This window comes from Devosia beringensis (genome assembly GCF_014926585.1).
Classification (GTDB): domain Bacteria; phylum Pseudomonadota; class Alphaproteobacteria; order Rhizobiales; family Devosiaceae; genus Devosia; species Devosia beringensis.
Genome location: NZ_CP045422.1, coordinates 3755336 through 3779340 on the forward strand (window position 1 = coordinate 3755336; position 24005 = coordinate 3779340).

A 24005-nucleotide genomic window follows, 5' to 3' on the forward strand; every position below is an offset into this window, starting at 1 on the left:
TGCGGATACGCTGTGCTCCGCACAAGTCAACGGCCTGGCTTTCGCCAGGCCGTTGATCGGATGGATCGGCAGTTGCGCCCCTATGGCTAGGCGGCGCGGCGCTCGTGCCGGCCTTCGAGGATTTCCTCGGCAATCTTGGCGCAGAAGGCGGGCAGGTCATCCGGCTTGCGGCTGGTGACGAGACCCTGATCAGAGACCACTTCACTGTCTTCCCAGAGGCCGCCGGCATTGATGACATCGGTCTTGATGGAGGCGTAGGACGTCACCTTGCGGCCCTTGACGATGCCAGCCTCGACCAGCAGCCAGGGCGCGTGACACACCGCAGCGACAACTTTCTTCTGCGTCCAGAATGACTTGATGAGGTCGAGAACCTTTGTCTCGACGCGCAGCAGGTCGGGATTGATCTGGCCGCCGGGCAGGACGATCGCGTCGTAGTCGTCGGCGGTGATAGCGTCGACCGTCTTGTCTACCGGCACGGCCTTGCCCCAATCGTCCTTGTCCCAACCCTTGATCTCGCCGGCCTCAAGGGAAACGACGTGGACCGTGGCGCCGGCCTCGCGCAGGGTGGTGAGCGGTACTTCGAGCTCGGACTGCTCGAAACCGTTGGTGGCGACGATGGCGATGGTTTTTCCGGATAGATTTTGCATGGGAAACTCCTTTGCTTCTAGTGACTTAACGGGTCACTAGCGGAGGAGTTCCGGCTATTCCTGTGGCGAGTAAGCGGGCAGAATTACCTATTGCTCAAGCCGTGGGCACATAACAAAACACCCGCATCTCAGAGAGAAACGGGTGTTCGGTTCGGGTCGATTGATAGTCTTGATGCGCCGAGATTAGAGAGCGCTGGCATGATCACGGGCAACGCGATTGATATCGGTGCGCGAAATGCCCAGGTCGTTGAGCTGACGATTGTCGAGAGCGGCGAGTTCACGAACGGTCTGCTGGTAAGCGGCCCATTTCTTGAAAGTCTTGCGGATGTCCATTGGAAGTCTCCTTGTGTTTACGAGCTTATATTTAGAGCAGTGCCGCATGGATGAGCAGTGGGAGAATGGTCAAACGAGCTATGCAGTTTATGCGGGGCTAGACGAAATATGGTTGATGAAATCTTAAGCCCTGCAAACGGCGATGGCCGCTGGGTGGCATGCCGGCGGCCATCAACAATTCTGGTGCTCCAGGCAATCAGCGATCGAACAGCGATCGCGTCATCTTGGAGAAGTCGGGGCCGGAGAGCCCCAGCACATCGGCATCACGCGTCGAGGGAACGTCCATTTCCCGCAACGTCTGCTTGATGTCGACCAGGCGTTTGATACGCCAGACGGCTCGCACAAACATCGGAATATCCCTTTTGGCAGACGGATTGACAGCCTCAAGATGGGGTGATTTGCGCGTTAGCGCCATGCCCGTAACGTCAGGCGCATCATGCGCAAAGCGCATGGCATTTTCACAATACTGACGTGTTTGCCGCAATTGTTGCACCCTGCGTCGTGCTGCGGCGGCCGTAGCAGGCCATTCGATGTGTCACCACCGAATGGCCGAAAATGCTAGCAGACTGTTACCCTTGGGCGTCGCCTTATGGGCCCTGCGGGGATCTGGCGCTATTCGGCGGCCCTGGTCTCGAAATGCGGCCGGCGCGCCATGATCTCCTTGAGGAACTGGCCGGTATGGGAGCGCGCATTGGCAGCCACGTCTTCGGGCGTGCCCATGGCTACAATCTCGCCGCCGCCATCGCCGCCCTCGGGGCCGAGATCGATGACCCAGTCGGCGGTCTTGATCACTTCGAGGTTATGCTCGATGACCACGACGGTATTGCCGCCCTCGACCAGCTCGTGCAGCACCTCGAGCAGCTTGGCCACGTCGTGGAAGTGCAGGCCCGTGGTCGGCTCGTCGAGCATGTAGAGCGTGCGGCCGGTGGCGCGCTTGGAGAGCTCCTTGCTCAGCTTGACGCGCTGCGCCTCGCCGCCCGACAGGGTGGTGGCCGGCTGGCCGATCTTGACATAGCCCAGGCCCACGCGCTGCAGCGTGGCAAACTTGTCGCGGATCACCGGCACGGCGGAGAAGAAGTCGCAGCCCTCGTCGATGGTCATGTCGAGGATGTCGGAGATCGACTTGCCCTTGAACTGCACTTCCAGCGTTTCACGGTTGTAGCGCTTGCCCTTGCAGACGTCGCAGGTCACGTAAACGTCGGGCAGGAAGTGCATCTCGATCTTGAGCAAGCCATCGCCCTGGCACTTCTCACAGCGCCCGCCCTTGACGTTGAAGCTGAAACGCCCCGGCCCATAGCCGCGCGTCTTGGCCTCGGGCAGGCCGGCAAACCACTCGCGCAGGGGCGTGAAGGCGCCTGTATAGGTGGCCGGATTGGAGCGCGGCGTGCGCCCGATGGGCGACTGGTCGATATCGATGACCTTGTCGAGGAATTCGAGCCCGGTCAGGCTCTCATGCGGGGCCGGCACGACGCGGGCGCCGTTGAGGCGGCGCGCGATGGCCTGATACATGGTGTCGATCATCAGGGTCGACTTGCCGCCGCCCGAGACGCCGGTAATGGCGACGAAGAGGCCAAGCGGCACGTCCACCGAGACATTTTTCAGGTTATTGCCGGTGGCGCCCTTGATGCTGAGCGCCTTGCCCTTTTTGGCCTTGCGCCGTTCGGCGGGCATGGCAATGCCCATGCGACCCGAGAGATATTTGCCGGTCAGCGAATCGGGGTGGTTGAGGATGTCCTGCGGCGTGCCTTCGGCGACGATATGGCCGCCATGCACGCCGGCGCCGGGACCGATATCGACGACATAGTCAGCCGTCATGATGGCATCCTCGTCATGCTCGACCACGATCACCGTATTGCCGATGTCGCGCAGCCGCCGCAGCGTATCGAGCAGGCGGGCATTATCGCGCTGGTGCAGGCCGATGGAGGGCTCGTCGAGCACATAGAGCACGCCAGTCAGGCCCGAGCCAATCTGGCTGGCCAAGCGAATGCGCTGGCTTTCGCCGCCGGACAGAGAGCCGGAATTGCGCGCCATGGTCAGGTAATCAAGGCCGACATCGATGAGGAAATTCAGCCGCTCGCGGATTTCCTTGAGGATGCGCTCGCCGATCTGCTGCTGGGTCGGGGTGAACTTGGCGGGCAGGGCATCAAACCAGGCGGCGGCGCTGCGGATCGACTGTTCAGTGACCTGGCCGATATGGAAGCCGTCGATCTTGACCGCCAGCGATTCCGGCTTGAGGCGATAGCCACCACAGGCGAGGCACGGCTTGGCCGACATGTACTTTTCAATTTCCTCGCGCATGCCGGCGCTTTCGGTCTCCTTGTAGCGCCGCTCGAGATTGCCGATGACGCCTTCAAAGGCCTTGGAGGTCTTGTACTGGCGCAGGCCATCGTCATAGACGAAATCGACCTTGTCGCGGCCGGTGCCATAGAGCACGGCGTGCTGCACCTCGAAGGGCAGGTCGCTCCAGGGCGTCTCGACCGAGGCGCCGAAGAGCTTGACCACCGCGGTCAGCGTCTGGATGTAATAGGGCGCGTTGGTCTTGGACCAGGGCAGGATGGCCCCGGCGCGAATGGAAAGGCTGGCATCGGGCACGATCTGGTCGGCGTCGATCTTGCGCTCGGTGCCTAGGCCATCGCAGACCGGGCAGGCGCCAAAGGGGTTGTTGAAGGAGAACAGGCGCGGCTCGATCTCGGCAATGGTAAAGCCGGAGACCGGGCAGGCGAACTTTTCCGAGAAGGTCTGTTGGCGCGGCGTGCCGTCCTCGTTCTTCTCATCGGCATATTCGATCAGGGCGATGCCATCGGCCAGCTTGAGCGCGGTCTCGAAGCTTTCGGCCAGGCGGCCCGAAATGTCCGGGCCGATGACGATGCGGTCGATCACCACTTCGATATCGTGCTTGAGCTTCTTGTCGAGGGCAGGGGCATCCTCGATCTCGTGATATTCGCCATCGATCTTGACGCGCTGGAAGCCCTTGCGCATCAGGTCGGCCAGTTCCTTCTTGTACTCGCCCTTGCGGCCGCGGGCGATCGGCGCCAGCAGGAAGAGCCGGGTGCCCTCGGCGATCTCGAGCGTCTTGTCGACCATCTGGGTGACGGTCTGGCTTTCGATGGGCAGGCCGGTGGCGGGCGAATAGGGCACGCCGACGCGGGCGAAGAGCAGGCGCAGATAATCGTAGATCTCGGTGACCGTGCCCACGGTGGATCGAGGGTTGCGCGAGGTGGTCTTCTGCTCGATGGAGATGGCGGGGCTCAGGCCCTCGATATGCTCGACATCGGGCTTCTGCATCATTTCGAGGAACTGGCGGGCATAGGCCGACAGCGATTCCACATAGCGGCGCTGCCCCTCGGCATAGATGGTGTCAAAGGCCAGCGAGGACTTGCCGGAACCGGACAGGCCCGTCATGACGATGAGGCTGTCGCGCGGCAGCTTGACATCGATGCCCTTGAGATTGTGCTCACGGGCACCCCGGACAATGATCTCTCGGTTGAGGCTTGGCTTTGGCGTCATCATTGAAGTCCTGGCTCGGTGCGCCGGATCGGCGGCACGGCGGTCAAACGGTCGGTTGGCAAAGGGAGAACCGGAAAATAGGCGCGGCGCGTCACTGCCGCAAGCGGCGCCCGCGCATGGCCGCCCGGCGCGACAGTCACCTTAGCGTGTCTGCCTGCCTTGCCAAAGGTGCTTTTGCCATTGGAACATAAACGGAACAATGGGGATTCGGTCAAGTCTGCATCTCCAATGTCACGCCATGCCAGGCGGTTAAGGCGGCAGTGGCGAGAAACAGGGCGCCGGCGCCACGGCCGATCCAGATGGTCCAGTGCGGATTGCCCACCAGGGCATCGCGGCCCTTGCCGGCGGCCAGCGCCAGGCTGCCATAGATGGCAAACTGCATGATGGCCGTAAGAACGCCCATGACGAGCGCCTGTGACCAGATCGGCCCGAATTGCGGGCGGATAAACTGCGGATAGACCGCCATGACGAAGAGATAGGCCTTGGGATTGAGCAGGCATGTAATGACGCCCTGACGGAAGGCCACCGCGTGTGAGCGGGTGCGCGGCATGGGGATACCCGCCACGGTGATGGCGCTGCCCAGCAGGGTCCAGCCGATCCAGGCCATGTAGGCGGCGCCGACCAGGATAAGCCCCTGATAGAGCAGCGCGGGGAGGTGGGTGAAGACGCCGACGGCCAAGGCGCCGAACAGCGTATGCACGGCGCCGCCCAGCATGATGCCCGCCACGGCAGCAAAGCCGGCGCGCCGGCCACCGGTCAATGCATTGGCGATGACGAAGAACATGTCCATGCCCGGCACCACGATGATGCCGAAGAGCAGGAAGGTATAGACCCACAGGGCCTGAGCATAATCCATCAGCGTCCCCCGATCGCAGCAGAGGGTGCTGTGGGGCAGGGCTACTGACAGGGCGTGTCAGCAGGGTGCCCGTCAGGCCGCATCAGGCATGCATGCTGCCGGTCTGCTGGCGGCGAAGGTGCCAGGAAAAGGCCTCCTCCAGCAGATGAGGGGTGTGGCCGCCGCGCGCCACGGCGCGGTCGAAATAGTCGTTCATCTGGTCGCGATAGCTTGGATGCACGCAATTATCGATGATGGCGCGAGCCCGCTCGCGCGGCGCCAGTTCGCGCAGATCGGCCAGCCCCACCTCGGTGACGAGGATATCGACGTCATGCTCGCTGTGATCGACATGGCTGACCATGGGCACGACCGAGGAGATGGCGCCGTCCTTGGCCAGCGACTTGGTGACGAAGATGGAGATATAGGCGTTGCGGGCGAAGTCGCCCGAGCCGCCAATGCCGTTCATCATCATGGTGCCGCCGACATGGGTGGAATTGACGTTGCCATAGATGTCGAATTCGAGCGCCGTGTTGATGCCGATCACGCCCAGGCGCCGGATGACCTCGGGATGGTTGGAGATTTCCTGCGGCCGCAGGATCAGCTTGTCCTTGTAGCGGGCGAAATCGCCAAAGACCCGCGCTGCATAGGGGGCGCTCAGCGTGATGGACGAGGCCGAGGCAAAGCTGAGCTTGCCGGCGTCGAACAGATCGAAGGTGGAGTCCTGCAGCACCTCGCTATACATCTGGAGGTGATGAAAGGGGCCCTTGGCGAGCCCGCGTAAGACCGAATTGGCGATGGAGCCGATGCCGGCCTGCAAAGGCTGCAGGGTGAGGTCGAGGCGGCCCTTGTCGACCTCGCTTTGCAGAAAATCGATCAGGTGGCTGCCGATGGCATCGGTGTCGGCATCGGCCGGCGAGACGCTGGCGGCGCTGTCGACCTCGTCGGTGATGACGATGGCAGCGATCTTTTCGGGCGGGATCGGCACATAGGATGTGCCGACTCGGCTGTTGCAGGCCATGACCGGAATGGGTTCGCGGGCAGGGCGCTTGGTGGGGATATAGACGTCGTGCAGGCCATCGAGACCCAGCGGCTGAGACAGGTTGATTTCGACGATCACCTGCTTGGCCAGGATGGCAAAGCTGGCCGAATTGCCGATCGAGGTCGTGGGGACGATGCCGCCATCGGCCCGGATCGCGGCGGCCTCGACAATGGCATAGTCGATCGGTCCGAGCTGGTTGGAGCGCAGGTGCTCTACCGTTTCGCTCAGGTGCTGGTCGATGAACATGACCTCGCCGCGATTGATTGCCTGGCGCAGGGTCGGATCGGCCTGGAACGGCATGCGACGGGCCAGCACGTGCGCCTCGGTCAGGATACGGTCGATATCATGGCCGAGCGAGGCGCCGGTGATCAGGGTGATCTGGAACGGATCGACCTTGGCCCGTTCAGCCATGGCCAGCGGCACGGCCTTGGCGTCGCCGGCCTTGGTGAAGCCGCTCATCCCCACGATCATGCCATCCTTGATCAGGGCGGCGGCTGCCTCAGGCGTGGTGATCCGCGCGAGCAGGTCGGGGTTGTGAATGCGGGCGCTGTAGTCGATGGGGGGCATGGTCTGATCCTGAGAACGGCCCGCCATTGCTATCACCCTTGGGGCGCGCGTGATTGATCCGTGTCAATGCGGGGACGCCTGCATGCTTGACGACCAAGACATAAGAACATATAGAGAACATTAGGGCCTGATTGGCGCCGCGCGCGGCTCGCCGTAGATCGCGCCATAGATGTTGAGAACCACTTGTTCCGGCGCGCCATGGCGCGTGGAACGCGTTAGAACGGGCTATCGCCTGGCGATACGGGCCGGCCGCCCCGGGGCGGCAGGGGCCGGCGCAAGTGTAAGTGAGCGTCCCGCTGCCAGCTGGCCGGGACTGAATGAGAGGAATGAACGATGGCAGGCAGTGTCAACAAGGTGATTTTGGTCGGCAATCTTGGTGCCGATCCGGAAATCAGGAATTTGCCCAGTGGCGGCAAGGTGGTCAATCTGTCGATTGCCACCTCCGAAAACTGGAAGGACAAGAATACCGGCGAGCGCCGCGAAAAGACCGAATGGCACCGCGTGGTGATCTTCTCGGAAGGTCTGGCCCGCGTGGCAGAGAGCTACCTCAAGAAGGGCAGCAAGGTCTATATCGAAGGCCAGCTGCAGACCCGCAAATGGCAGGACCAGTCCGGCGCCGACAAGTACTCGACCGAAGTGGTGCTGCAGGGCTTTAACTCGAACCTGACGCTGCTGGACGGCCGTGGTGACGGCGACAGTGCCGGCGGCGGCGATGGCGGCGGCTTCCGCGGCGTGCGCGACAACAATAATGGCGGTGGCGGTGGCGGCGCTCGTCGGCCCCAGTCCAACGCCCCGGCCTTCGAGCCCGGCGGCATGGATGACGATATTCCGTTCTAGGCCCGGTCCGTTTCGGCCCGATGCCGGTCTGTCTGGATCATGGGAAATGGGTCGCTTCGGCGACCCATTTTCAATTCAGGCGTCTGACGTCATCAATAGTGCCTGACGGATGGCATACCGGTTTGATGGCAGGGTGATACGCCGATCCCGTTGCGGCACCGTACCGGCTCAGCGGGAATAGGTGCGACTGGTGCCGCGGCCGGCGGCCTTGGCGGCATAGAGGGCCATATCGGCTTGGGTGAAGAGCTCGTCGGCTGTGCCGCCGTGATAGTGGGCGGCGCCGACCGAGGCACTCAGGGCAATGGGGCGCCCGTCGCGCGTATAGGGCTTGCCCACCGATTGGACGATGGCGTCGGCCAGCGCTGCCATATCGGTCCCGGTGCCCAGCAGGACGGCAAATTCGTCGCCGCCAATTCGGGCGACCAGCACGGCCTCGCCGCAGCAGGCCAGCAGGCGGGCGGCCGCTTCCTTGAGGCACTCGTCGCCCAAGGCGTGGCCATGGCTGTCATTGATGTCCTTGAAGCCATCGAGGTCGACCAGCAGCATGCCGGCGATCGGCGCGCCATGCTCGGCACCATCCAGGTCGGCAAGCCGGATCTGGAACTGGCTGCGATTGGGCAGGCCCGTCATCACGTCGGTCTCGGCCAGATAGCGGGTGCGGTCGGCCAGCAACTTTTCCTCGGTAATGTCCTGCTTCATGCCGAAGATGCGGGTCGCCACGCCGTCGCGGGTTTCCACATTGCCCGTCAGGCGCATCCAGCGGCGGGCGCCGCGGGCGGTGCGGATCTCCACATCGACGCAGAAGTCGCTGCATTCAGCGATGGCCTTGGCCCGGGCGGCTTCCATGATGCGGCGCGATTCGGGCAGATAGTGATCCACGGTGGTGGCGCGCGACAGGGCCGAGCCGCGCGGCAACTCGAACAGGTCATAGACGCCATCGGTCCATTCGAGCGACTCGTCGGCCAGATCGCAGCTCCAGACGCCGATGCGGGCGGTGCCGGAGGCGCGATCGAACAAAGCGAGACGCTGCGCCGTCAGCGCGCGCTGCTGCTCGAGACTTCGGGTGAGCCGGGCAATGGTGGCACGGCTGGTGACGTCGATGGCCAGGGCGGCCAGCTGGTGGGCCATGGCCGGACTGCGCGGCCTGGCATCTGCCAGGGTGAGCAGGAGCCTGACCTGGTCATCGCCGGTGACCAGCGGGATGCCGGCAAAAAAGCGCAGGGCCGAGCGGCCGGTGCCAGGCGGAGCAAGATCGGGGATCACCAGGGGCGCGTCGGTATCGAGGGCGCGGCGCTGCAGAGGCGCCAGGTCGGGGTGGTGGACGGTGCTGCCGCTGGCGGCCAGCAGGCGCAGGCGATCGCCGGCACGCTGGCTGAGGCTGGCGCCGTCCACGCCGAGCAGCGCGCACAGGCGCGCCAGCAGGGCCGGAACCGGATCGCTGGCCGGCACGTCTGCCGAGGGCAGGTGCCTGTCAATGGTGGCGTGAAGGCTGGTCAATGGTCGACCCAGTGCAGTTAGTCGCCGTCAGGCTAACGCGTCCGGGGTTAAGATTTCCGCTTTGCGATCGGCAAAAAAGGTGGTCATGCAGAGGGTAATGACCAGGGCGGCCCGGCTAGCGGGTGAAGGGCACCTCGGCGCGCAGGCTGTCGCCGTTTTCGACATAGATGACGTCGAAAAGCACGCCGATGGCGTCCTGGGCCAGGCTGATCTGGGCCGAGATGGCCAGTTCCTTGCCCTCTTCGTCCTCGTCGCGCTCGCGCAGGTTGAAGACCAGGCCCTGGCCGCGCTTCTGGCCGACGGCGACGCCGTTGAAGGTGGCGTTCGAGCTCATCACCGCCTCGTAGCGGCGGCTGGCCTCGATATAGGCCATGGTGCCGGCCACCGAGAGCTGGGTGCCCGCGAGGCTGCAGCGACCATTATAGTTGACCTTGTCCTGATTGCCCGGGGTGAGGGCCAGGCGGCAGACCACGGTTTCGACATTGGCGCCGGTCAGCGTGCCGCGGCCGCGCCATTCCCCGATATAGGACTGCAGCAGCGCCAGCTCGGCGGGGCCGGCAAAAGCCGGGGCCAGGGCGGCGCTGCCGGTCGTCAGCGCGCCTGCCAGGGCCAATGCCGTTGCCAGCCGATTGAAATGGGTCATACCGTCACGTCTCCAGTAAAATCATGCCCCAAGGCAGATCGGGTGCGTGAAACCCAGGCGCCACGCGGCTGGCCAGAATCATGCCCGAGCAATGTAGCCGGGTGCGGCATTTGCTCGCAAGCGGGCCAGCACTCACGGCAGGGCTGCGCCACCGGCATCGGCCGGATCGTCCGGGGTTGGCGCATGGTTGGCGGTATGGACGCGGATGCGTCCCAGCGGCTGGAAGAAGCGGCCGCCGGCCACCAGCAGCGCGGGCAGGATGAAGAGGTCGCCGATCACGGCAAAGCCGAGCGTGGCGACGAAGAGCATGCCGAACAGGGCGACCTGGGGGAGGTCGGAAAAGACGACGATGATCATGCCGGCGCAGAGGATGATGGTGGTGGCCACGATGGCGCCGCCGATCCGCTCCAGCGTGTGCTTGATGGCCGTCATGTGGTCCATCTTCTCCTCGCGGCGGGCGTGCAGGTAGTGGGAGAGGAAATGCACCGTGTCGTCGACGGCTATGCCGAAGGCGATGGTCAGCGCGATCACCGTGGTCAGCTGCAGGCCCTGGCCGGTGAAATAGAGCCAGGCCTCGGTGCCAAGCACCGGGAAGAGGTTGGGAATGGCCGAGGCCAGCGCCACCCGGAAGGACTGGAAGGCAAAGCCGATCAAAGCCAGATTGACCAGCACGGACAGCGTCAGGTCGAGCTGCAGCCCGGAGACGATCTGGTCGGTGGCAAAGGTGGTGAGGATACGCAGCCCGCCGATTTCGGCGCCGACAATGCCGGCCGCCTGCATTTCGGCCGTGACATCCACCACCAGCTGCTTGAGCGTATCGGAATCGATTATGGTGGGCATGAAGCCGGTGACCAGGGCCTGGCTGCCATCCTCGGTGATGAAGCGCTTGCGCAGGAAGGGACCGACGGAGTCGAAGACCTCCTCGCGGCTGAAGCCGGTCTCGGTGTAATTGCTCAGATTGGCCGCCGAGATGACCTTGTTCTCACCGATATGGCTTTCGAGAATGGCGTGGACGCGCTGTATGGTGGCGAAATCGGCGTCGTCGACATTGGGATCGGTGCCGGACAGCGGCACGCGGATATAGAGCGGCGCCACCCCGCCGACACCTTCATCGATCTGCTCTGCTGTGGTCAGGGCATTGGACTGCTTGGCCAGCATGTCCTCAAAGGAGAAGCGCGGCTGGATCAGCCCATAGGGGATGAGCAGCAGCAAGGTGACAACGATGGCCGCAATGGCGAGCGGGCGGCCAAAGCGGCTGGCGATGAACCAGGCCAGGGGCAGCGGCGCGGTCAGCACCAGGCTGCTGCGGGCCGGCGGCTTGAAGCCGAGCCGGATGGCGGCCTTGAGCATCAGCGGCAGGAAGGTCATCAGGCAGACAAACAGCAGGAAGGTGCCGATGGCGCCGGCAATGGCGAATTCGCGCACGCCCTGGCCGGGCGTCAGTGCCAGCGAGGCAAAGCTGACAAAGGTGGTGAGCATGGTCAGCGCCGCCGCCGGGCCGACCAGCTTGACCGTGGCATCGACCGCCTTGTTGGGCTCCATGCCGTCGCGCCAGTAGGCCAGCCAGTTGAAGACGAAGAACATGGATTCAGCAAAGCTGATGACCAGGACCAGCGTGGTGACGATGATGGTGAGGAAGGAGAAGGAGCCAAAGCAGAGGATGATGATGCCCATGGACCACATCACCGCCAGGAAGGGCGTGGCCGTCACCAGCAGGGCCGCCGGCAGCGAGCGCAGCGCCAGCAGGGCGATGAGCGCCCCCAGGGCAAAGCCCCAGCCCGTGAACTTGATCTGGTCGTTGACCGCGGCGACGAGCATTTCGGAGGTCCAGATCGGCGGGCCGGTCAGCTCGATGGAAATGTTGTCGTCGGCATAAAAGGCGATGGTCTCGCGCACCTTGGCGATCATGTCCCGCGTGCCGTCGCCCTTGGTCATGGCCTGGTTGGGGAACATGATCAGCACCATGCCGGTGAGGTCGGGCGTGATCAGGTTGCGCATCATCGGGTCGTTCTGCTGCAGATCGCTGAGTGCCTGTGCCACTTCGGCAAAATCGTCCATGCCTTCGGGCACGGCGGGCACCGAATTGCCGAAGCCGTCCGGCTTGCGCAGGGTAAAGGGCGACATGCTGCCCACAGCATAGTCATTGAGCTCGAGATCGAAGGCGAGTTCGCGCACCCGTTCGAGCGTTTCCGGCTCGGTCAGGCGCGGTGAGCTGACCAGTACATAGATGTCGTTTTCGAAGGTGCCGAAGGTTTCGGACAGGTGCTCATAGGCGTCGTAGTGATGGCCGGAATGGGCATAGATGCGCATCAGGTCACCATCGACCGCGAGCCGCGGCATCTGGGTCAGGCAGAGAATAGAAAGAGCCAGTACGGCCAGGGCGACGGCGCGGGGAAAGCGCAGCGTGGTCAGGCCGATATATTCGAGTCCGAAACCGATCGACCGATCATAGGTGAAGCGCGCCCAGAGGCGGTTGAACACAGAACCAACAGACACCCGGCCGACTCCGCCCCTGCGCACCAACTGGCGCAATTGGTAGGGGTTTGTCCCGAGGACGTCCAGCGGGCCCCGGTGCCCGGTGGTGGGTAACCCACAATGACTGTGGGCAACGGCCCCGCACGAAGGCGGGGCCGTCAGAATCAGGCAGTGAGGGCAGCACGATTGGCCGCGAGGAAGTCGGCCAGGGCCTGCGGCTTGCGTCCGGAATAGTGCTCCACGGCGTCGGTGGTGATGGCGTGGTGGCCGGCTGCGGCGTCGAGATCAAAGGCCACCAAAAGGGCGGCCATAAAGGTTGGGACGCCCGCTGCTTCGAGCCCGCCGAGCAACTGCTCGCCAGTCAGACCGATACGCGATACGGGCTTGCCGGTCAGCTGGGTGAGGAGGGCGGCGAGCTGTTCCTGGGTCACGGGGGCAGGGCCGGTCACGTCATGGATTTCCTTGCCGGTGGCGCCAAGCAGGGCGCCGGCTGCGGTGCGGGCAGTATCCTCGCGGCTGACATAGTTGCGGCCGCCGCCATTGGTGGCATCGAACAGCTGGCCGCTGGCCAGAGCGGACGCGGCGGCCACAATGGTCATGTCGGCATAGATGTGATTGCGCAACAGGGTGAAATCGAGGCCCGAGTCGGCAATGGCGTGCTCGGTCCAGTAATGGTCGGCAATGCCGCCGACGCTGGCATTGGGGCGGGCATTGGGCGCCGAGGTATAGACCAGGTGCTGCACGCCAGCCGCCTTTGCTGCCGCGACTGCGGCTGTCTGCTGGGCCGTGCGGTTATGGGCGACGGTGCTGATGATGAGGGCGCGGTCGACGCCGGCAAAGCCGGCGCTCATCGACGCCGCGTCGTCGAAGTCGAGGCGTCGAACCTCGACGCCACGCGCAGCCAGATCGTCGAACTGGGATGGGTCGCGCGTGCCGGCGACGATGCGGGTGGCGCCGCGGTCCAGCAATTCGGCGACGGCGAGGCGCCCGAAATGGCCAGCGGCGCCGGTGACCAGGAGGGTCTTGTCCTTGAACTGCGTCATCTTGCATTCACTTTCTTGCTGATGACGGTCTGCCTTGCGGTAGATGCCGTCGGAGAGTAGGTATCGAACAGAGAGTGCTATCTAGTAGACCGTGAACCGGTCCGAAAGGAGGCACTTTGCCCGCTCAACGTCACCCCGGAGTAACTACCATGCTCAACTCCCTCGATCAGGCAGCCGTCTATGTCGCGCGCTGGAACGACAGTGTCGGCAATACCAGCGGCGATTGCCCGGTGCGCGGCGTGCTCGACAAGATCAGCGACAAGTGGAGCATGCTGCTAGTGATGACCCTGGCCAGCGGCCCCAAACGCTTCAACCAGTTGCGCCGCGAGGTGCCCGACATTTCCCAGAAGATGCTGACCCAGACGCTGCGCGCGCTGCAACGCGACGGCATGGTCGCCCGCCAGGTCTTCGATACCAAGCCACCGTCGGTGGAGTACCGGCTGACACCGCTCGGGCAATCCATCATCGTGCCCTTCGGCCATCTGATCGAATGGGCCGGGGAAAATCACCAGCGCATCGACGCAGCACGTCAGGCATTCGAGCAGGCCAACTGATCTGGCGCGACAGCGCTCCAGTTCTCCCGCCTGTCCGTAGTTTTTTTACTATGGCGGCGGTTGTGATCCCCGCGGTCCTTTTGCAAACGGGGGCTGTAATGATTTGGCAAGCGCAACAGGGGATGCTCCAGGGTGTAATTCGCCCGGAGTCGCCTGATGAAGCTGTCCCTGTCCTTTCTTTTGCTGTTTATTGCCGTACCTTCCATGGCTGCGGAATGGCAGGTGGACCGGCTACGCGGTGAAGTGACGCAAATGCTCGACGGCAGCTGGCAGCCGGTCAGACGCGGCGATATGATTGATGATGACCGCCTGCTGCGAACCGCCAGCAATGGCCGCGCTGGCCTGTCGCGTGGTGCCGAAACCATTGAACTGGAAGGCGATACCCAGATCCGCATCGTTGATGCCGGCCCCGACATGATGACCACCGTGCTGCAGGATTTCGGCACGGTGTCGATCGAGGCCGAGCGTCGCAATGTGCAGCATTTTTCGGTGCAGACGCCGTTCCTTGCCGCAGTGGTCAAGGGGACGCGCTTTACGGTGCGCAGTAATGGCAGCGGCGCCAGCGTCGATGTCGATCGGGGCGAGGTCCAAGTGCAGGATACAATCAACGACCTGGTCGTCAATGTCCGGCCAGGCCAGGAAGCCACCGTTACTAACGGGGCGCCGCTGCTGGTGGAGGGGCCTGGCGCCGTAGCGGTGTACAGCTTTGACGGTGTGCCGGTTGCCAATGGCACGGCAACGGAAACGGCCCGCGCCAGCAATGCGGGCGGCAATGGCACGGGCAACGCCTTTGGCCTGACCGACAGTACGGGCAAAGGCAAGTCCAGCAGTGCTCGTGACAACGGCAACGGCGTTGCTGCTTCCAGCAATGCCAGCAGTAACGGGACCAGCAATAGCGCGTCGAGCAATGCCGGTGGCAATGGCAATAGCGCATCGAGCAATGCAGGCGGAAACGGCAATGGCAATGGCGCCTCCCGCATGGCCGATGACACCGAGACCGGTGAGAGCAATGCAGGCGGGAACGGCAAGGGCAACGCCTTTGGCCTGAACAAGGACTAGGGTGGCACCGGTAGCCGGCGTGATCGAGTTGGGAGCAATGGGGTGATGCGGGCCTTTGTGCGGGTCACCAGCATGATTGCCCTGCTTGCCGCGCTCTGGGGCGCCGCCGCGGCAGGCTGGTTTGCGCCGGTGGACAATGCCCTGCAGGGGTGGCGGTTCACAGCTTCATCGCGGCCGGTCAGCGGCGATATGGTCTTTGTGGAAATCGATTCCGTCAGCCTGCAGTCGGTTGGGGTCTGGCCCTGGCCCCGCACGGTCCATGCTGGGCTGCTGGATCGCCTGGTCGAGCTGGGTGCCCTCGATATTGTCTTCGACGTGGATTTCAGCGCCGCCTCCACACCGCAGGCCGACGCCGCCTTCGAGGCCGCGCTGCAGCGGGCAGGCGGCTATGCCTTTCTGGCTGCCTTCCAGCAGACGCTGTCGGACGGAAGGACGCTGCTGAGCCGGCCGCTGCCGCGGTTCGAGGCGCATGCCAGCGCGGTTCTGGTCAATGTCGATGGGGATGGCACAGGGCTGCTTGAATCGTTGCCCGCAGCCCTCAATTCCATTCCTTCTGTCGCCCATGCGCTGGTGCCGGCCGCTGGCGCCGCGGCGCCATCGATCATCATCGACTATGGCATCGACCTGTCGACCGTGCGGCGGATTTCGGCCGCGGCGGTGCTGGCGGGTGCCGTCGACCCGGCCCTGGTGGCGGGCAAGCAGGTGATCATCGGGGCCAGCGCCATCGAACTGCGCGACTTCTTCCGGGTGCCGCGGTTCGGCGTCATCGACGGGGCCATGGTGCAAATCGCCGCCACCGAAACACTCAAGGCCGATCGGGCGCTCACCGACTGGGGCTCCATGCCTGCCGGGCTATCGGGCCTGCTGCTGCTGTCCGCTCTGCTGCTGGCGCGGCGCCATCGCTCACTGCCGCAGCGCGCCCTCGCCGTGCTGGCGGCAAGCCTGGCGGCGGAGGTCGGTGCCTGGCTTGCTCTCAGCCTGGGCGGGCTGCTGGTCGATACCGCCGTCTTTCATGCCATCGCCGCCGGAGCGCTGGCGCTCTGCTTTCTCGATGAACGCGCCCGGCGCTGGCAGCAGACGCGCCGACAGCAGGCCCGGCTGGCCTATCTGGCGCGACATGACGAGGTCAGCGGCGCGCTAAGCCGGCACGCCATTATGGAAGCCCTCAGCGAGACCGCCGGAAGGCAGGCCGTGGTCGTCGTCAAGCTGCTGCGCCTGGATGCGATCAATGCCAGCCTGGGACATGGTGTATTCGACCAGGTGACGGGTGAGATCACCGCACGCCTGGTCGGTCTGGGCAATGGCCTGCCGGCCCGGCTGGGCAGCGACGTCTTCGCCTTTGCTGTGCCGCCCGATAGCGGCCCGGACGGCCTGTCGGCCGCCATAGCGGCAAGCGCCGCGCTGCTCGAGCAGCCCTATCATATTGACGGCCATACCATCGTGCTGGGCGTTGTCTTTGGCAGTGCAGTCCGCACGCTGCCCGAGCAGTCCGTCAACCAGATCCTGCAGGACGCCGAGGTGGCGCTGGCCCTGGCCGAGAGCGGTCAGCAGCGCTCGGTGCTCTACCAACCCAGCCACGGCCAGCAGATCAGGGACCGCCGGCTGCGCGACCTGGCGCTGCGCCAGGCGCTGGCGCGCGACGAATTCTATCTCCTCTACCAGCCGCAGATCGAGCTGAGCAGCGGCAGGACGGTCGGGCTGGAGGCGCTGATCCGTTGGTGCAATGCCGAGCTTGGCGAGGTGTCGCCGGCCGACTTCATTCCCCTGGCCGAGGAGACCGGGCTGATCGTGCAGATCGGCGAATGGATCCTGCTCGAAGCCTGCCGGCAGGCGGCGCAATGGAACTGGCAGGGGCGGATGTCGGTCAATGTGTCGCCGGCCCAGTTCGCCCAGGGCGATCTGGTGGCTTCGGTCCGTCGGGCGCTGCAGGAATCCGGTCTGCCGCCGCACCGGCTGGACATCGAGATCACTGAATCGATCCATGTTGCAGATAGCCCGGCCAACCTGCGGATACTGAACCAGCTGAGCGCCATGGGCGTCTGCCTGGCGATGGACGATTTCGGCACCGGCTTTTCCTCGCTGAGCTACCTGACCAGCCTGCCCATCGACAAGATCAAGATCGACCAGTCCTTCGTCCGCAATCTGCCCGATGCACAGAGCGAGGCGATTATCGAGACGACGGTGGTAATGGCGCGGCGCCTGGGCAAGATCGTGATCGCCGAAGGCGTCGAAACCGAGCAGCAGCGAGCCTATCTGGCCGGCATCGGCTGCGATATTGGCCAAGGCTATCTGTTCGGCCGCCCCAGCCTGGCCGCCGAACTGGGCCCGCAGCAGGCACCGGCCGCCTGATCGTCCAGGGCGTCGGTGCCGGCCGGCTGCGGGTCTGGCCGCCAGTCGCCGGGGGCATGCGGCAGGGGCGGGCCTCTCCACAGCTTCCCGAAGCGCCAAATTAGCATTTTCTGCCGCCATCCCCTATAAAACGGGGAACAAAACCAACATAGAATCACCCCAGTGACCGATACGACCGACAACGGAACTGGCGCGCTGCCGCCCTCCGACATTACGATGATCTCGATCACCGACGAGATGCGGAAATCCTACCTCGATTATGCCATGAGCGTGATCGTCAGCCGCGCTCTCCCCGACGTGCGCGACGGGCTCAAGCCGGTGCATCGTCGCATCCTGTTCTCGATGAGCGAAAATGGCTACGAGTACAACAAGCCCTACCGCAAATCGGCCCGCGTCGTCGGCGACGTGATCGGTAAATACCATCCGCATGGCGACCAGTCGGTGTATATGGCACTGGTGCGCATGGCGCAGGACTTTTCCATGGGTCAGCTGCTGGTGGAAGGGCAGGGCAATTTCGGCTCGGTCGACGGCGATATGCCCGCCGCCATGCGCTATACCGAAGTGCGCATGCAGCGCATCACCAATTCCCTGCTCGACGACCTCGACAAGGACACGGTCGATTTCCGCGACAATTATGACGGCTCCGAACACGAGCCTACCGTTTTGCCTGCGCGCTATCCCAATATGCTGGTCAATGGCGGCGGCGGCATTGCCGTGGGCATGGCCACCAATATCCCGACCCACAATCTGGGCGAGACCATCGACGCGGCGCTGCTGGTGCTCGACAATGAGTCAGTGACCTTTGACGAGCTGCTCGCGGTCATGCCTGGGCCTGATTTCCCGACGGCCGGCATTATCCTGGGGCGCGCGGGCATCCGCAGCGCCTATGAGACCGGCCGCGGCTCGGTGATGATGCGCGGGCGCGTCGCCATCGAGGAAGTGCGCAAGGAGCGCGAGGCGCTCATCATCACCGAGATTCCCTATCAGGTGAACAAGGCCTCGATGGTCGAAAAGATCGCCGAGCTGGTGCGCGACAAGCGCATCGAGGGTATTGCCGACATGCGCGACGAGAGCGATCGCAACGGCATGCGCGTCGTGGTCGAGATCAAGCGCGATGCACTGCCTGAAGTGGTGCTCAACCAGCTCTATCGCTTCACGCCGCTGCAAAGCTCGTTCGGCTGCAATTTCGTGGCGCTCAATGGCGGCAAGCCGCAGCTGATGAACCTGCGCGAAATGCTGCAGGCCTTTATCGACTTCCGCCACCAGGTGGTGACGCGGCGGGCCCGCTTCCTGCTCAACAAGGCGCGCGACCGCGCCCATATCCTGGTCGGCCTGGCCGTGGCCGTGGCCAATATCGACGAGGTCATTGCGCTGATCCGTACCGCGCCCGATCCGGCGACGGCGCGCGAGCAGCTGATGACCCGCCGCTGGCCGGCCCAGGACGTGGCGCCGCTGATCGCGCTGATCGATGACCCGCGCCACCGCATCAATGACGATGGCTCGTTCAACCTGTCCGAAGAACAGGCGCGCGCCATTCTCGAACTGCGTCTGGCCCGCCTGACGGCGCTGGGTCGCGACGAAATCGGCGAGGAACTCAATGGTCTGGGCGCCCAGATCGAGGATTACCTGGCCATTCTGCGCAGCCGCGAGCGGGTGGTGGAAATCATCCGCCAGGAACTGACCGAGATCAAGGAGCAGTTCGGCACGCCGCGCCGCACGGAGATTTCCGAGGCGCTGGGCGACTTTGACGACGAGGACCTGATTGCCCGCGAGGACATGGTGGTGACCGTGTCGCATGAGGGCTATATCAAGCGCGTGCCGCTTTCGACCTATCGGGCCCAGGCGCGCGGCGGCAAGGGCCGTTCGGGCATGGCCACGCGCGACGAGGATTTCGTCGCGCGGCTGTTCGTCGCCAATACGCATACGCCGGTGCTGTTCTTCACCAGCCGCGGCATTGCCTACAAGCTCAAGGTGTGGCGGCTGCCGCTGGCCCAAGCCAATGCCCGGGGCAAGGCGCTGATCAATATCCTGCCGCTCGAGCAGGGCGAACGGCTGACCACGATCATGCCGCTGCCCGAGGACGAGGCCAGCTGGGCCAACCTCGACATCATGTTCGCCACGACGCGCGGCACGGTGCGCCGCAACTCGCTGGCCGACTTCATCGAGGTGCGCCAGAACGGCAAGATCGCCATGAAGCTGGACGAAGGCGACCAGATCGTCGGCGTCGAGACGGCCACGGTCAATGACGACGTGCTGCTGACCACCGCCATGGGGCAGGCGATTCGCTTCCGCACCGATGACGTGCGCCTGTTCAAGGGCCGCGATTCCATGGGCGTGCGCGGCATCAATCTGGCCAAGGATGACGTGGTCATCTCGATGGCGGTGATCAACCATTCCGACGCTTCGGCCGAAGAGCGGGCCGCCTATCTCAAGATGAGCCGTGCGGTGCGCGGCGAAGAGCAGGCCGAGGATACCGGGTCGGACGAGGGCGATGTGGTGGCCGGCGAGCTCAACCAGGATCGCTATGCGCAGATGAGCGCCACCGAGCAGTTCATCCTGACCATCTCGGAAAACGGCTATGGCAAGCGCACCTCGAGCCACGAATACCGGATTACCGGGCGCGGCGGCAAAGGCATCGTCGCCATGGCGGTCAACAAGCGCAATGGCAATCTGGTGTCGAGCTTCCCGGTGGAAGACAGCGACCAGATCATGCTGATCTCCGATGGCGGCCAGACCATCCGCCTGCCGGTGGGCGGCGACAAGCCGATCCGCATCGTCAGCCGCGGCAGCCAGGGCGTCATCGTGTTCGACACGGCCGACGACGAGAAGGTGATGTCGGTCGAGCATATCCGCGAGCCGGAAGCGGTTGCCGAAGACGAGGCCATCGAGGGGGCCGAGGGCATGCCGGGGGTCGGTACGACCGACAGTTCCGAGACGCCTGATGCGCCCGAAGCGCCGGACACTCCCCCCGAGGAGTGAGACGGCAATCGGTCTAGATGCATGAAGAGGGGCGCTACGGCGCCCCTTGGCCTGTCAGATGAACCGGCCCTCGGCCTGGCCGGCGCCGGCGCGGCGGCCGGTGCCTAGCCTGGGGCCGGCAGGGATGCTGGACGCGCTGAGGGCAGGGGTGTTGATTTCCAGGTCGCCATAGTTGTTGCGCCCGGCATCGGAGGCGCGGCAGGCCCAGTAGAGCAGCACCAGGCCGCAAAACGGGACAAAGTTCAGCAGATACCAGAATCCCGACCTGCCGATATCGTGCAGGCGCCGCACCTGAACGGTGATGGCCGGGACGATGTGAATGATGATCATGAACAGGGTCACCGGCATATGCACCAGCGAGCGGCTGAGGCCGCCGCGCATCTGATAGTCTATCACCACCCCGGCGATGAGCAGGACGAACTGTACCAGGAAGAACATCCAGTAGTGCAGTCTTGTACTGCGGCCCCAGAATTCAAAGTAACGCAGCATGCCGTCAAGATAAGAAACCATCCGCGCCCCCGCGCCCCAATCCACCTCTCCTCTAGCGCCAGCCGGTTTGCAATTGTGACGCCAATTGTCCGGCATTTTATCTATCGGGTTGGCGTGGTGCCGCTTGCCATTTGCGCGCGCTGATGGCTTTGTCACGGGCCCGTGTCACCCTCCGTGGACCGCACCATGTTCAGCCTGACCACCCTTGTTCCCTATCTAGGCGCCTGCCTGCTGCTGGCCATCGTGCCCGGCCCGACCGTGACGGTGATCGTTGCCAATGCGCTGGCGCGCGGCACAGGGGCCGGGCTGGCTATCGTCGCCGGCACGCAGGCGGGATTTCTGGTCATGACCTTTGTCGTGGCCCTGGGCATGCAGGCCCTGGTCGCCTTCATGGGCTGGGCCTTCGACTGGATCAAGCTGGTTGGCGCCGCCTATCTGGTCTGGCTGGGCTGGAAGATGTGGCGCTCAAAGGGTGAGTTGGGGACAGCCAGGGCCGAACGCGGCAAGTCCCGCCTTGCCATGGCGGTCGAGGGTTTCCTGGTGATCCTGTCCAACCCCAAGGCGCTGATCTTTCTGGGGGCCTTCCTGCCGCAATTTGTCGATGTGACGCAGCCGACCTTTCCGCAGGTGATGCTGCTGGGGCTGCTGTTCATGCTGGTGGCGGGATCGACCGACGCGATCTATGCGCTGATCGCCGGCCGGGCGCGCAACCTGCTCAGCGCGGCGCGGGTGCGCGTGGTGTCGCGCGTTTCCGGCCTGGTGCTGATGGCCGGGGGCGTCTGGCTGGCGCTGGCGAAGCGGGCATGACAAGCGAGATTGTCAACCTGCGCACGGCGCAACAGTTTGCTTCCGTTATCGCCGATCGCCTCTGGCATGCCTGGGATAAGCACGATGGCGAGACCTTGGCGGCGGTTGAACAGGACTTGGCCGAGGTGATTGGTGCCGCGGACTTTCCCTTTACGCTGGTGGCGCTGGCCGGCGGGTCTTTTGCCGGGACGGTATCGGCAATTGCCTCCGATCTCGACGAACGCCCTGAACTGGGTCCCTGGATTGCCTCGCTCTGGGTCGAGCCCGCATTTCGCGGGCAAGGCATTGCGCAGGCCCTGGTCGAACAGGCGACTGCCACCATGTTCGCCCAGGGCAGTGGCAAGGTTTATCTGTACGCCATACCCCGGCTGCGCTCCTACTATCTGGGCATGGGATGGACGCTACAGGAGGAAGAATTCGGCAGATTGGGCGTCGATATCTTCTTCCGCCTGGCGCCATAGGCGCCGCACAATTGACTCCGTGCAGCGGACTCTCGTGTCTCTGGGCCTCGTGCTGCCGACCGGCAGACTGATCGTCTTGCCAGGGCCGGCTAGTCGCGTCTCGCCGCATAGGCGGTGAGGAGGTCGGTCACCAGGATGCCGTTGATGCGCATGCCGGTCAGATTGCAATCGGCGATCTCGGCGCCGGCCAGGGTGGCATCGGCGATGCGCAGGGCAGACAGATTGGCATTGGTGATGCTGGTGCCCGACATGTTGATGTTGCTCAGCGTCGCGCCGCTGAAATCGACGTCGTCGAACAGGGCGCCGCTCAGATTGCAGTCACGAAATGCCGCGCCGCTCAGCACGGCATAGAACTGCGCGCCACTCAGATTGACGCCATCGAAATGGCTGCCGGCCATGTCGGCACGGCGATAATGCGCCTCGCGCTGCTGCGGGCCATCAAAGGGATTTTCGGGGGTCATCGCTGGCTCCTGTCGTTGGTTGATGTCGTCCAGTGTGGCATGACAGCGCCTGCGTTGCCATCGATCCGCGGGCATGACAAAATCATGGCACCACAAGGGGATGGCGCCATGAGTTCGCTGGTTTGGGTCTGTCCGGGCGCGTTCGATCCGCGCGCCAATGGGCATCTGGACGTCAGCGAGCGGACATGATGGATAAGCCGCAACCGGCCGGTTACCGTTCGTTGCTCGCCCTGCCGGTACCGCGCCGGCTGGCACTGGCCTCGATCCCCGCCGATTTTGCCGACTGGCTCGACTATGCCGCCATCATCGCGCTCCTGGTGTTTGCCTGGGGCGAGGGGCCGCTGGTGCTGGCGCTGTTTGCCTTCTGCCTGACGCTGCCCTATGTCGCGGTCGGCCCGCTGCTGGCCATGGTGGTCGACCGCACGCCGCTGCCAACCATTCTGGTGCTGAGCAATCTGGGGCGGGGTCTGGCCACGCTGGCGCTGATGTTTGCCGACGACACCGCCTTGGTGCTGGCCATCGTCTTTCTCCGCGCCTGCATCGACTCCGCCTTCACCCCGGCCCGCCAGGCGGCGATCCAGGCCTCGACGCCGCCAAACCTGCTGGCGCGCGCCAACGGCCTGCACCAGGCCATCAACCAGACCTCCAAGATTGCCGGTCCGGCGCTGGGCGGAATGCTGCTGGCCATCATGCCGGCCCAGAGCGTGTTCGGCTGCAATGCCGTGCTGTCCCTGCTGGCCGCCGCACTGGTCTTCGGGCTGGCGCTGCCGGCCCGGCCGCCGCGCAAGGCCGGCGGCTTCCGCACCGAACTGCTGGCCGGCGCCACCGAATTCCGCCGCAGCCGGCTGCTGTTGATGGCCCTGGTCTTTGCCGCCATCGCCTATTTCTCGTTCTTTCTCTATGACGCGCTGATCGCCCTGCTGGCCGAGGATTTTGGCCTGGGCGCCAGTGCGTTCGGCATCGGCATTGCCGCTTCGGGGGCAGGCGGCCTGTTGGGGGCGCTGCTGGCCGGCCCGCTCGCGGCGCGCCATCCCCTGGCCTGCATGATCGGGGCGGCACTGTTTTCCGGTGCCGTCACGGTCTCTGTCGCCGTGGTTGCCATGCTCGGCCATGATCTGCCGGCTTTGCCGTTCTTCTTCGTGCTGGCGCTGATGGGCGGCTCGACGGCCTTCATGCTCGTGCCCTATCGCACCATTATGCAGACACAGGCGCCGCCGGACCGCATTGCGCGGGTCTTTGCCGCCGGCGAAGCGGTGATCATGGCGGTGATGCTCTCGGCGCCTTTCATCGGCAGCGCCGTTGCGAGCGCCTGGGGCACCGGCGCGGCCTTTCTGGCCGGCGGCGCGCTGCTGATCGCCCTCGGTCTGGCCAGCGCGGCGGTTCTTGCGCTACGGCCGCCCGCGTGACAAAACCCTGACAACAC

Annotated in this window: 21 protein-coding genes; 8 read left to right on the plus strand and 13 right to left on the minus strand. The window is 64.4% G+C overall.

Annotated features, from left to right (window positions below):
* Positions 1–86: 86 nt before the first annotated feature.
* The 7 genes from GDR53_RS18245 to GDR53_RS18275 form a co-directional block, all read right to left on the minus strand.
* On the minus strand, positions 87–647 hold the full coding sequence (locus tag GDR53_RS18245; protein ID WP_193335838.1) for a type 1 glutamine amidotransferase domain-containing protein: 561 nt from the start codon (positions 645–647) through the stop codon (positions 87–89).
* Between the two features lie 183 nt (positions 648–830).
* Entirely contained in the window at positions 831–980 is a 150-nt protein-coding gene (locus GDR53_RS18250; protein ID WP_193335839.1) for a DUF1127 domain-containing protein, read from the minus strand.
* Positions 981–1176: 196 nt separating this feature from the next.
* Positions 1177–1329 carry a hypothetical protein gene (locus tag GDR53_RS18255; protein ID WP_193335840.1) on the minus strand — a complete coding sequence of 51 codons (153 nt, stop codon included), beginning with the start codon at positions 1327–1329 and terminating at the stop codon, positions 1177–1179.
* Between the two features lie 263 nt (positions 1330–1592).
* On the minus strand, positions 1593–4487 hold the full coding sequence (gene uvrA / locus GDR53_RS18260; RefSeq protein ID WP_210321361.1) for an excinuclease ABC subunit UvrA: 2895 nt from the start codon (positions 4485–4487) through the stop codon (positions 1593–1595).
* Entirely contained in the window at positions 4487–4702 is a 216-nt protein-coding gene (locus GDR53_RS18265; RefSeq protein ID WP_193335842.1) for a hypothetical protein, read from the minus strand. The genes uvrA and GDR53_RS18265 overlap by 1 nt, the downstream gene beginning before the upstream one ends.
* Positions 4699–5343, minus strand: coding sequence for a LysE family translocator (locus tag GDR53_RS18270; protein ID WP_193335843.1), 645 nt, complete (start codon positions 5341–5343; stop codon positions 4699–4701). The genes GDR53_RS18265 and GDR53_RS18270 overlap by 4 nt, the downstream gene beginning before the upstream one ends.
* Before the next feature lie 82 nt (positions 5344–5425).
* A complete protein-coding gene (locus GDR53_RS18275; RefSeq protein ID WP_193335844.1) occupies positions 5426–6928 on the minus strand; it encodes an acetyl-CoA hydrolase/transferase family protein in 1503 nt (500 codons plus the stop codon).
* A gap of 333 nt (positions 6929–7261) precedes the next feature.
* On the opposite strand from GDR53_RS18275, the gene ssb reads away from it, so the two are divergent.
* Complete coding sequence (ssb, locus tag GDR53_RS18280; RefSeq protein ID WP_193335845.1) at positions 7262–7765, plus strand: single-stranded DNA-binding protein; 504 nt, start codon at positions 7262–7264, stop codon at positions 7763–7765.
* A 168-nt stretch (positions 7766–7933) separates the two neighbouring features.
* On the opposite strand, the gene GDR53_RS18285 is transcribed toward ssb, so the two are convergent.
* From GDR53_RS18285 to GDR53_RS18300, 4 genes are all read right to left on the minus strand, one after another.
* Positions 7934–9262 (minus strand): sensor domain-containing diguanylate cyclase, encoded by a 1329-nt coding sequence (locus GDR53_RS18285; RefSeq protein WP_232846669.1) that lies wholly within the window; start codon positions 9260–9262, stop codon positions 7934–7936.
* 115 nt (positions 9263–9377) lie between these two features.
* Positions 9378–9905 (minus strand): hypothetical protein, encoded by a 528-nt coding sequence (locus GDR53_RS18290; protein ID WP_193335846.1) that lies wholly within the window; start codon positions 9903–9905, stop codon positions 9378–9380.
* 132 nt (positions 9906–10037) lie between these two features.
* Positions 10038–12401 carry an efflux RND transporter permease subunit gene (locus tag GDR53_RS18295; protein ID WP_193335847.1) on the minus strand — a complete coding sequence of 788 codons (2364 nt, stop codon included), beginning with the start codon at positions 12399–12401 and terminating at the stop codon, positions 10038–10040.
* Positions 12402–12544: 143 nt separating this feature from the next.
* Positions 12545–13423 (minus strand): NAD(P)H-binding protein, encoded by an 879-nt coding sequence (locus GDR53_RS18300; RefSeq protein ID WP_193335848.1) that lies wholly within the window; start codon positions 13421–13423, stop codon positions 12545–12547.
* Between the two features lie 149 nt (positions 13424–13572).
* On the opposite strand from GDR53_RS18300, the gene GDR53_RS18305 reads away from it, so the two are divergent.
* The 4 genes from GDR53_RS18305 (at position 13573) to gyrA (ending at position 20364) form a co-directional block, all read left to right on the plus strand.
* Positions 13573–13977: a winged helix-turn-helix transcriptional regulator gene (locus GDR53_RS18305; protein ID WP_193335849.1), complete on the plus strand. Its 405-nt coding sequence runs from the start codon at positions 13573–13575 to the stop codon at positions 13975–13977.
* A gap of 156 nt (positions 13978–14133) precedes the next feature.
* The gene (locus GDR53_RS18310) at positions 14134–15036 is read left to right on the plus strand and encodes a FecR family protein (protein ID WP_193335850.1); all 903 of its coding nucleotides are present in this window, start codon (positions 14134–14136) and stop codon (positions 15034–15036) included.
* Between the two features lie 45 nt (positions 15037–15081).
* A complete protein-coding gene (locus GDR53_RS18315) occupies positions 15082–17385 on the plus strand; it encodes a putative bifunctional diguanylate cyclase/phosphodiesterase (RefSeq protein WP_193335851.1) in 2304 nt (767 codons plus the stop codon).
* Between the two features lie 216 nt (positions 17386–17601).
* Positions 17602–20364, plus strand: a complete 2763-nt coding sequence (gene gyrA, locus GDR53_RS18320) for a DNA gyrase subunit A (protein WP_193338165.1) — start codon at positions 17602–17604, stop codon at positions 20362–20364.
* A 54-nt stretch (positions 20365–20418) separates the two neighbouring features.
* On the opposite strand, the gene GDR53_RS18325 is transcribed toward gyrA, so the two are convergent.
* The gene (locus GDR53_RS18325) at positions 20419–20874 is read right to left on the minus strand and encodes a DUF805 domain-containing protein (RefSeq protein WP_193335852.1); all 456 of its coding nucleotides are present in this window, start codon (positions 20872–20874) and stop codon (positions 20419–20421) included.
* Between the two features lie 165 nt (positions 20875–21039).
* Here GDR53_RS18325 and GDR53_RS18330 point away from each other — a divergent pair, with 165 nt between their 5' ends.
* Entirely contained in the window at positions 21040–21660 is a 621-nt protein-coding gene (locus GDR53_RS18330) for a LysE family translocator (protein WP_193335853.1), read from the plus strand.
* Positions 21657–22121 carry a GNAT family N-acetyltransferase gene (locus GDR53_RS18335; protein ID WP_193335854.1) on the plus strand — a complete coding sequence of 155 codons (465 nt, stop codon included), beginning with the start codon at positions 21657–21659 and terminating at the stop codon, positions 22119–22121. Before GDR53_RS18330 ends, GDR53_RS18335 begins: the two co-directional genes overlap by 4 nt.
* A gap of 89 nt (positions 22122–22210) precedes the next feature.
* On the opposite strand, the gene GDR53_RS18340 is transcribed toward GDR53_RS18335, so the two are convergent.
* Complete coding sequence (locus tag GDR53_RS18340) at positions 22211–22582, minus strand: pentapeptide repeat-containing protein (RefSeq protein WP_193335855.1); 372 nt, start codon at positions 22580–22582, stop codon at positions 22211–22213.
* A 188-nt stretch (positions 22583–22770) separates the two neighbouring features.
* Between GDR53_RS18340 and GDR53_RS18345 the strand changes: the two genes are divergently transcribed.
* A complete protein-coding gene (locus GDR53_RS18345) occupies positions 22771–23988 on the plus strand; it encodes an MFS transporter (protein WP_210321362.1) in 1218 nt (405 codons plus the stop codon).
* Positions 23989–24005 lie beyond the last annotated feature (17 nt).

Excerpts from the sequence above, each read along its gene's own strand:
- GDR53_RS18245 (WP_193335838.1), bottom strand. The coding sequence starts at position 647 with ATGCAAAATCTATCCGGAAAAACCATCGCCATCGTCGCCACCAACGGT.
- GDR53_RS18250 (WP_193335839.1), bottom strand. The coding sequence starts at position 980 with ATGGACATCCGCAAGACTTTCAAGAAATGGGCCGCTTACCAGCAGACC.
- GDR53_RS18255 (WP_193335840.1), bottom strand. The coding sequence starts at position 1,329 with ATGTTTGTGCGAGCCGTCTGGCGTATCAAACGCCTGGTCGACATCAAG.
- uvrA (WP_210321361.1), bottom strand. The coding sequence starts at position 4,487 with ATGACGCCAAAGCCAAGCCTCAACCGAGAGATCATTGTCCGGGGTGCC.
- GDR53_RS18270 (WP_193335843.1), bottom strand. The coding sequence starts at position 5,343 with ATGGATTATGCTCAGGCCCTGTGGGTCTATACCTTCCTGCTCTTCGGC.
- GDR53_RS18275 (WP_193335844.1), bottom strand. The coding sequence starts at position 6,928 with ATGCCCCCCATCGACTACAGCGCCCGCATTCACAACCCCGACCTGCTC.
- ssb (WP_193335845.1), top strand. The coding sequence starts at position 7,262 with ATGGCAGGCAGTGTCAACAAGGTGATTTTGGTCGGCAATCTTGGTGCC.
- GDR53_RS18290 (WP_193335846.1), bottom strand. The coding sequence starts at position 9,905 with ATGACCCATTTCAATCGGCTGGCAACGGCATTGGCCCTGGCAGGCGCG.
- GDR53_RS18300 (WP_193335848.1), bottom strand. The coding sequence starts at position 13,423 with ATGACGCAGTTCAAGGACAAGACCCTCCTGGTCACCGGCGCCGCTGGC.
- GDR53_RS18305 (WP_193335849.1), top strand. The coding sequence starts at position 13,573 with ATGCTCAACTCCCTCGATCAGGCAGCCGTCTATGTCGCGCGCTGGAAC.
- GDR53_RS18310 (WP_193335850.1), top strand. The coding sequence starts at position 14,134 with ATGAAGCTGTCCCTGTCCTTTCTTTTGCTGTTTATTGCCGTACCTTCC.
- GDR53_RS18315 (WP_193335851.1), top strand. The coding sequence starts at position 15,082 with ATGCGGGCCTTTGTGCGGGTCACCAGCATGATTGCCCTGCTTGCCGCG.
- gyrA (WP_193338165.1), top strand. The coding sequence starts at position 17,602 with ATGATCTCGATCACCGACGAGATGCGGAAATCCTACCTCGATTATGCC.
- GDR53_RS18325 (WP_193335852.1), bottom strand. The coding sequence starts at position 20,874 with ATGGTTTCTTATCTTGACGGCATGCTGCGTTACTTTGAATTCTGGGGC.
- GDR53_RS18330 (WP_193335853.1), top strand. The coding sequence starts at position 21,040 with ATGTTCAGCCTGACCACCCTTGTTCCCTATCTAGGCGCCTGCCTGCTG.
- GDR53_RS18335 (WP_193335854.1), top strand. The coding sequence starts at position 21,657 with ATGACAAGCGAGATTGTCAACCTGCGCACGGCGCAACAGTTTGCTTCC.
- GDR53_RS18340 (WP_193335855.1), bottom strand. The coding sequence starts at position 22,582 with ATGACCCCCGAAAATCCCTTTGATGGCCCGCAGCAGCGCGAGGCGCAT.
- GDR53_RS18345 (WP_210321362.1), top strand. The coding sequence starts at position 22,771 with ATGGATAAGCCGCAACCGGCCGGTTACCGTTCGTTGCTCGCCCTGCCG.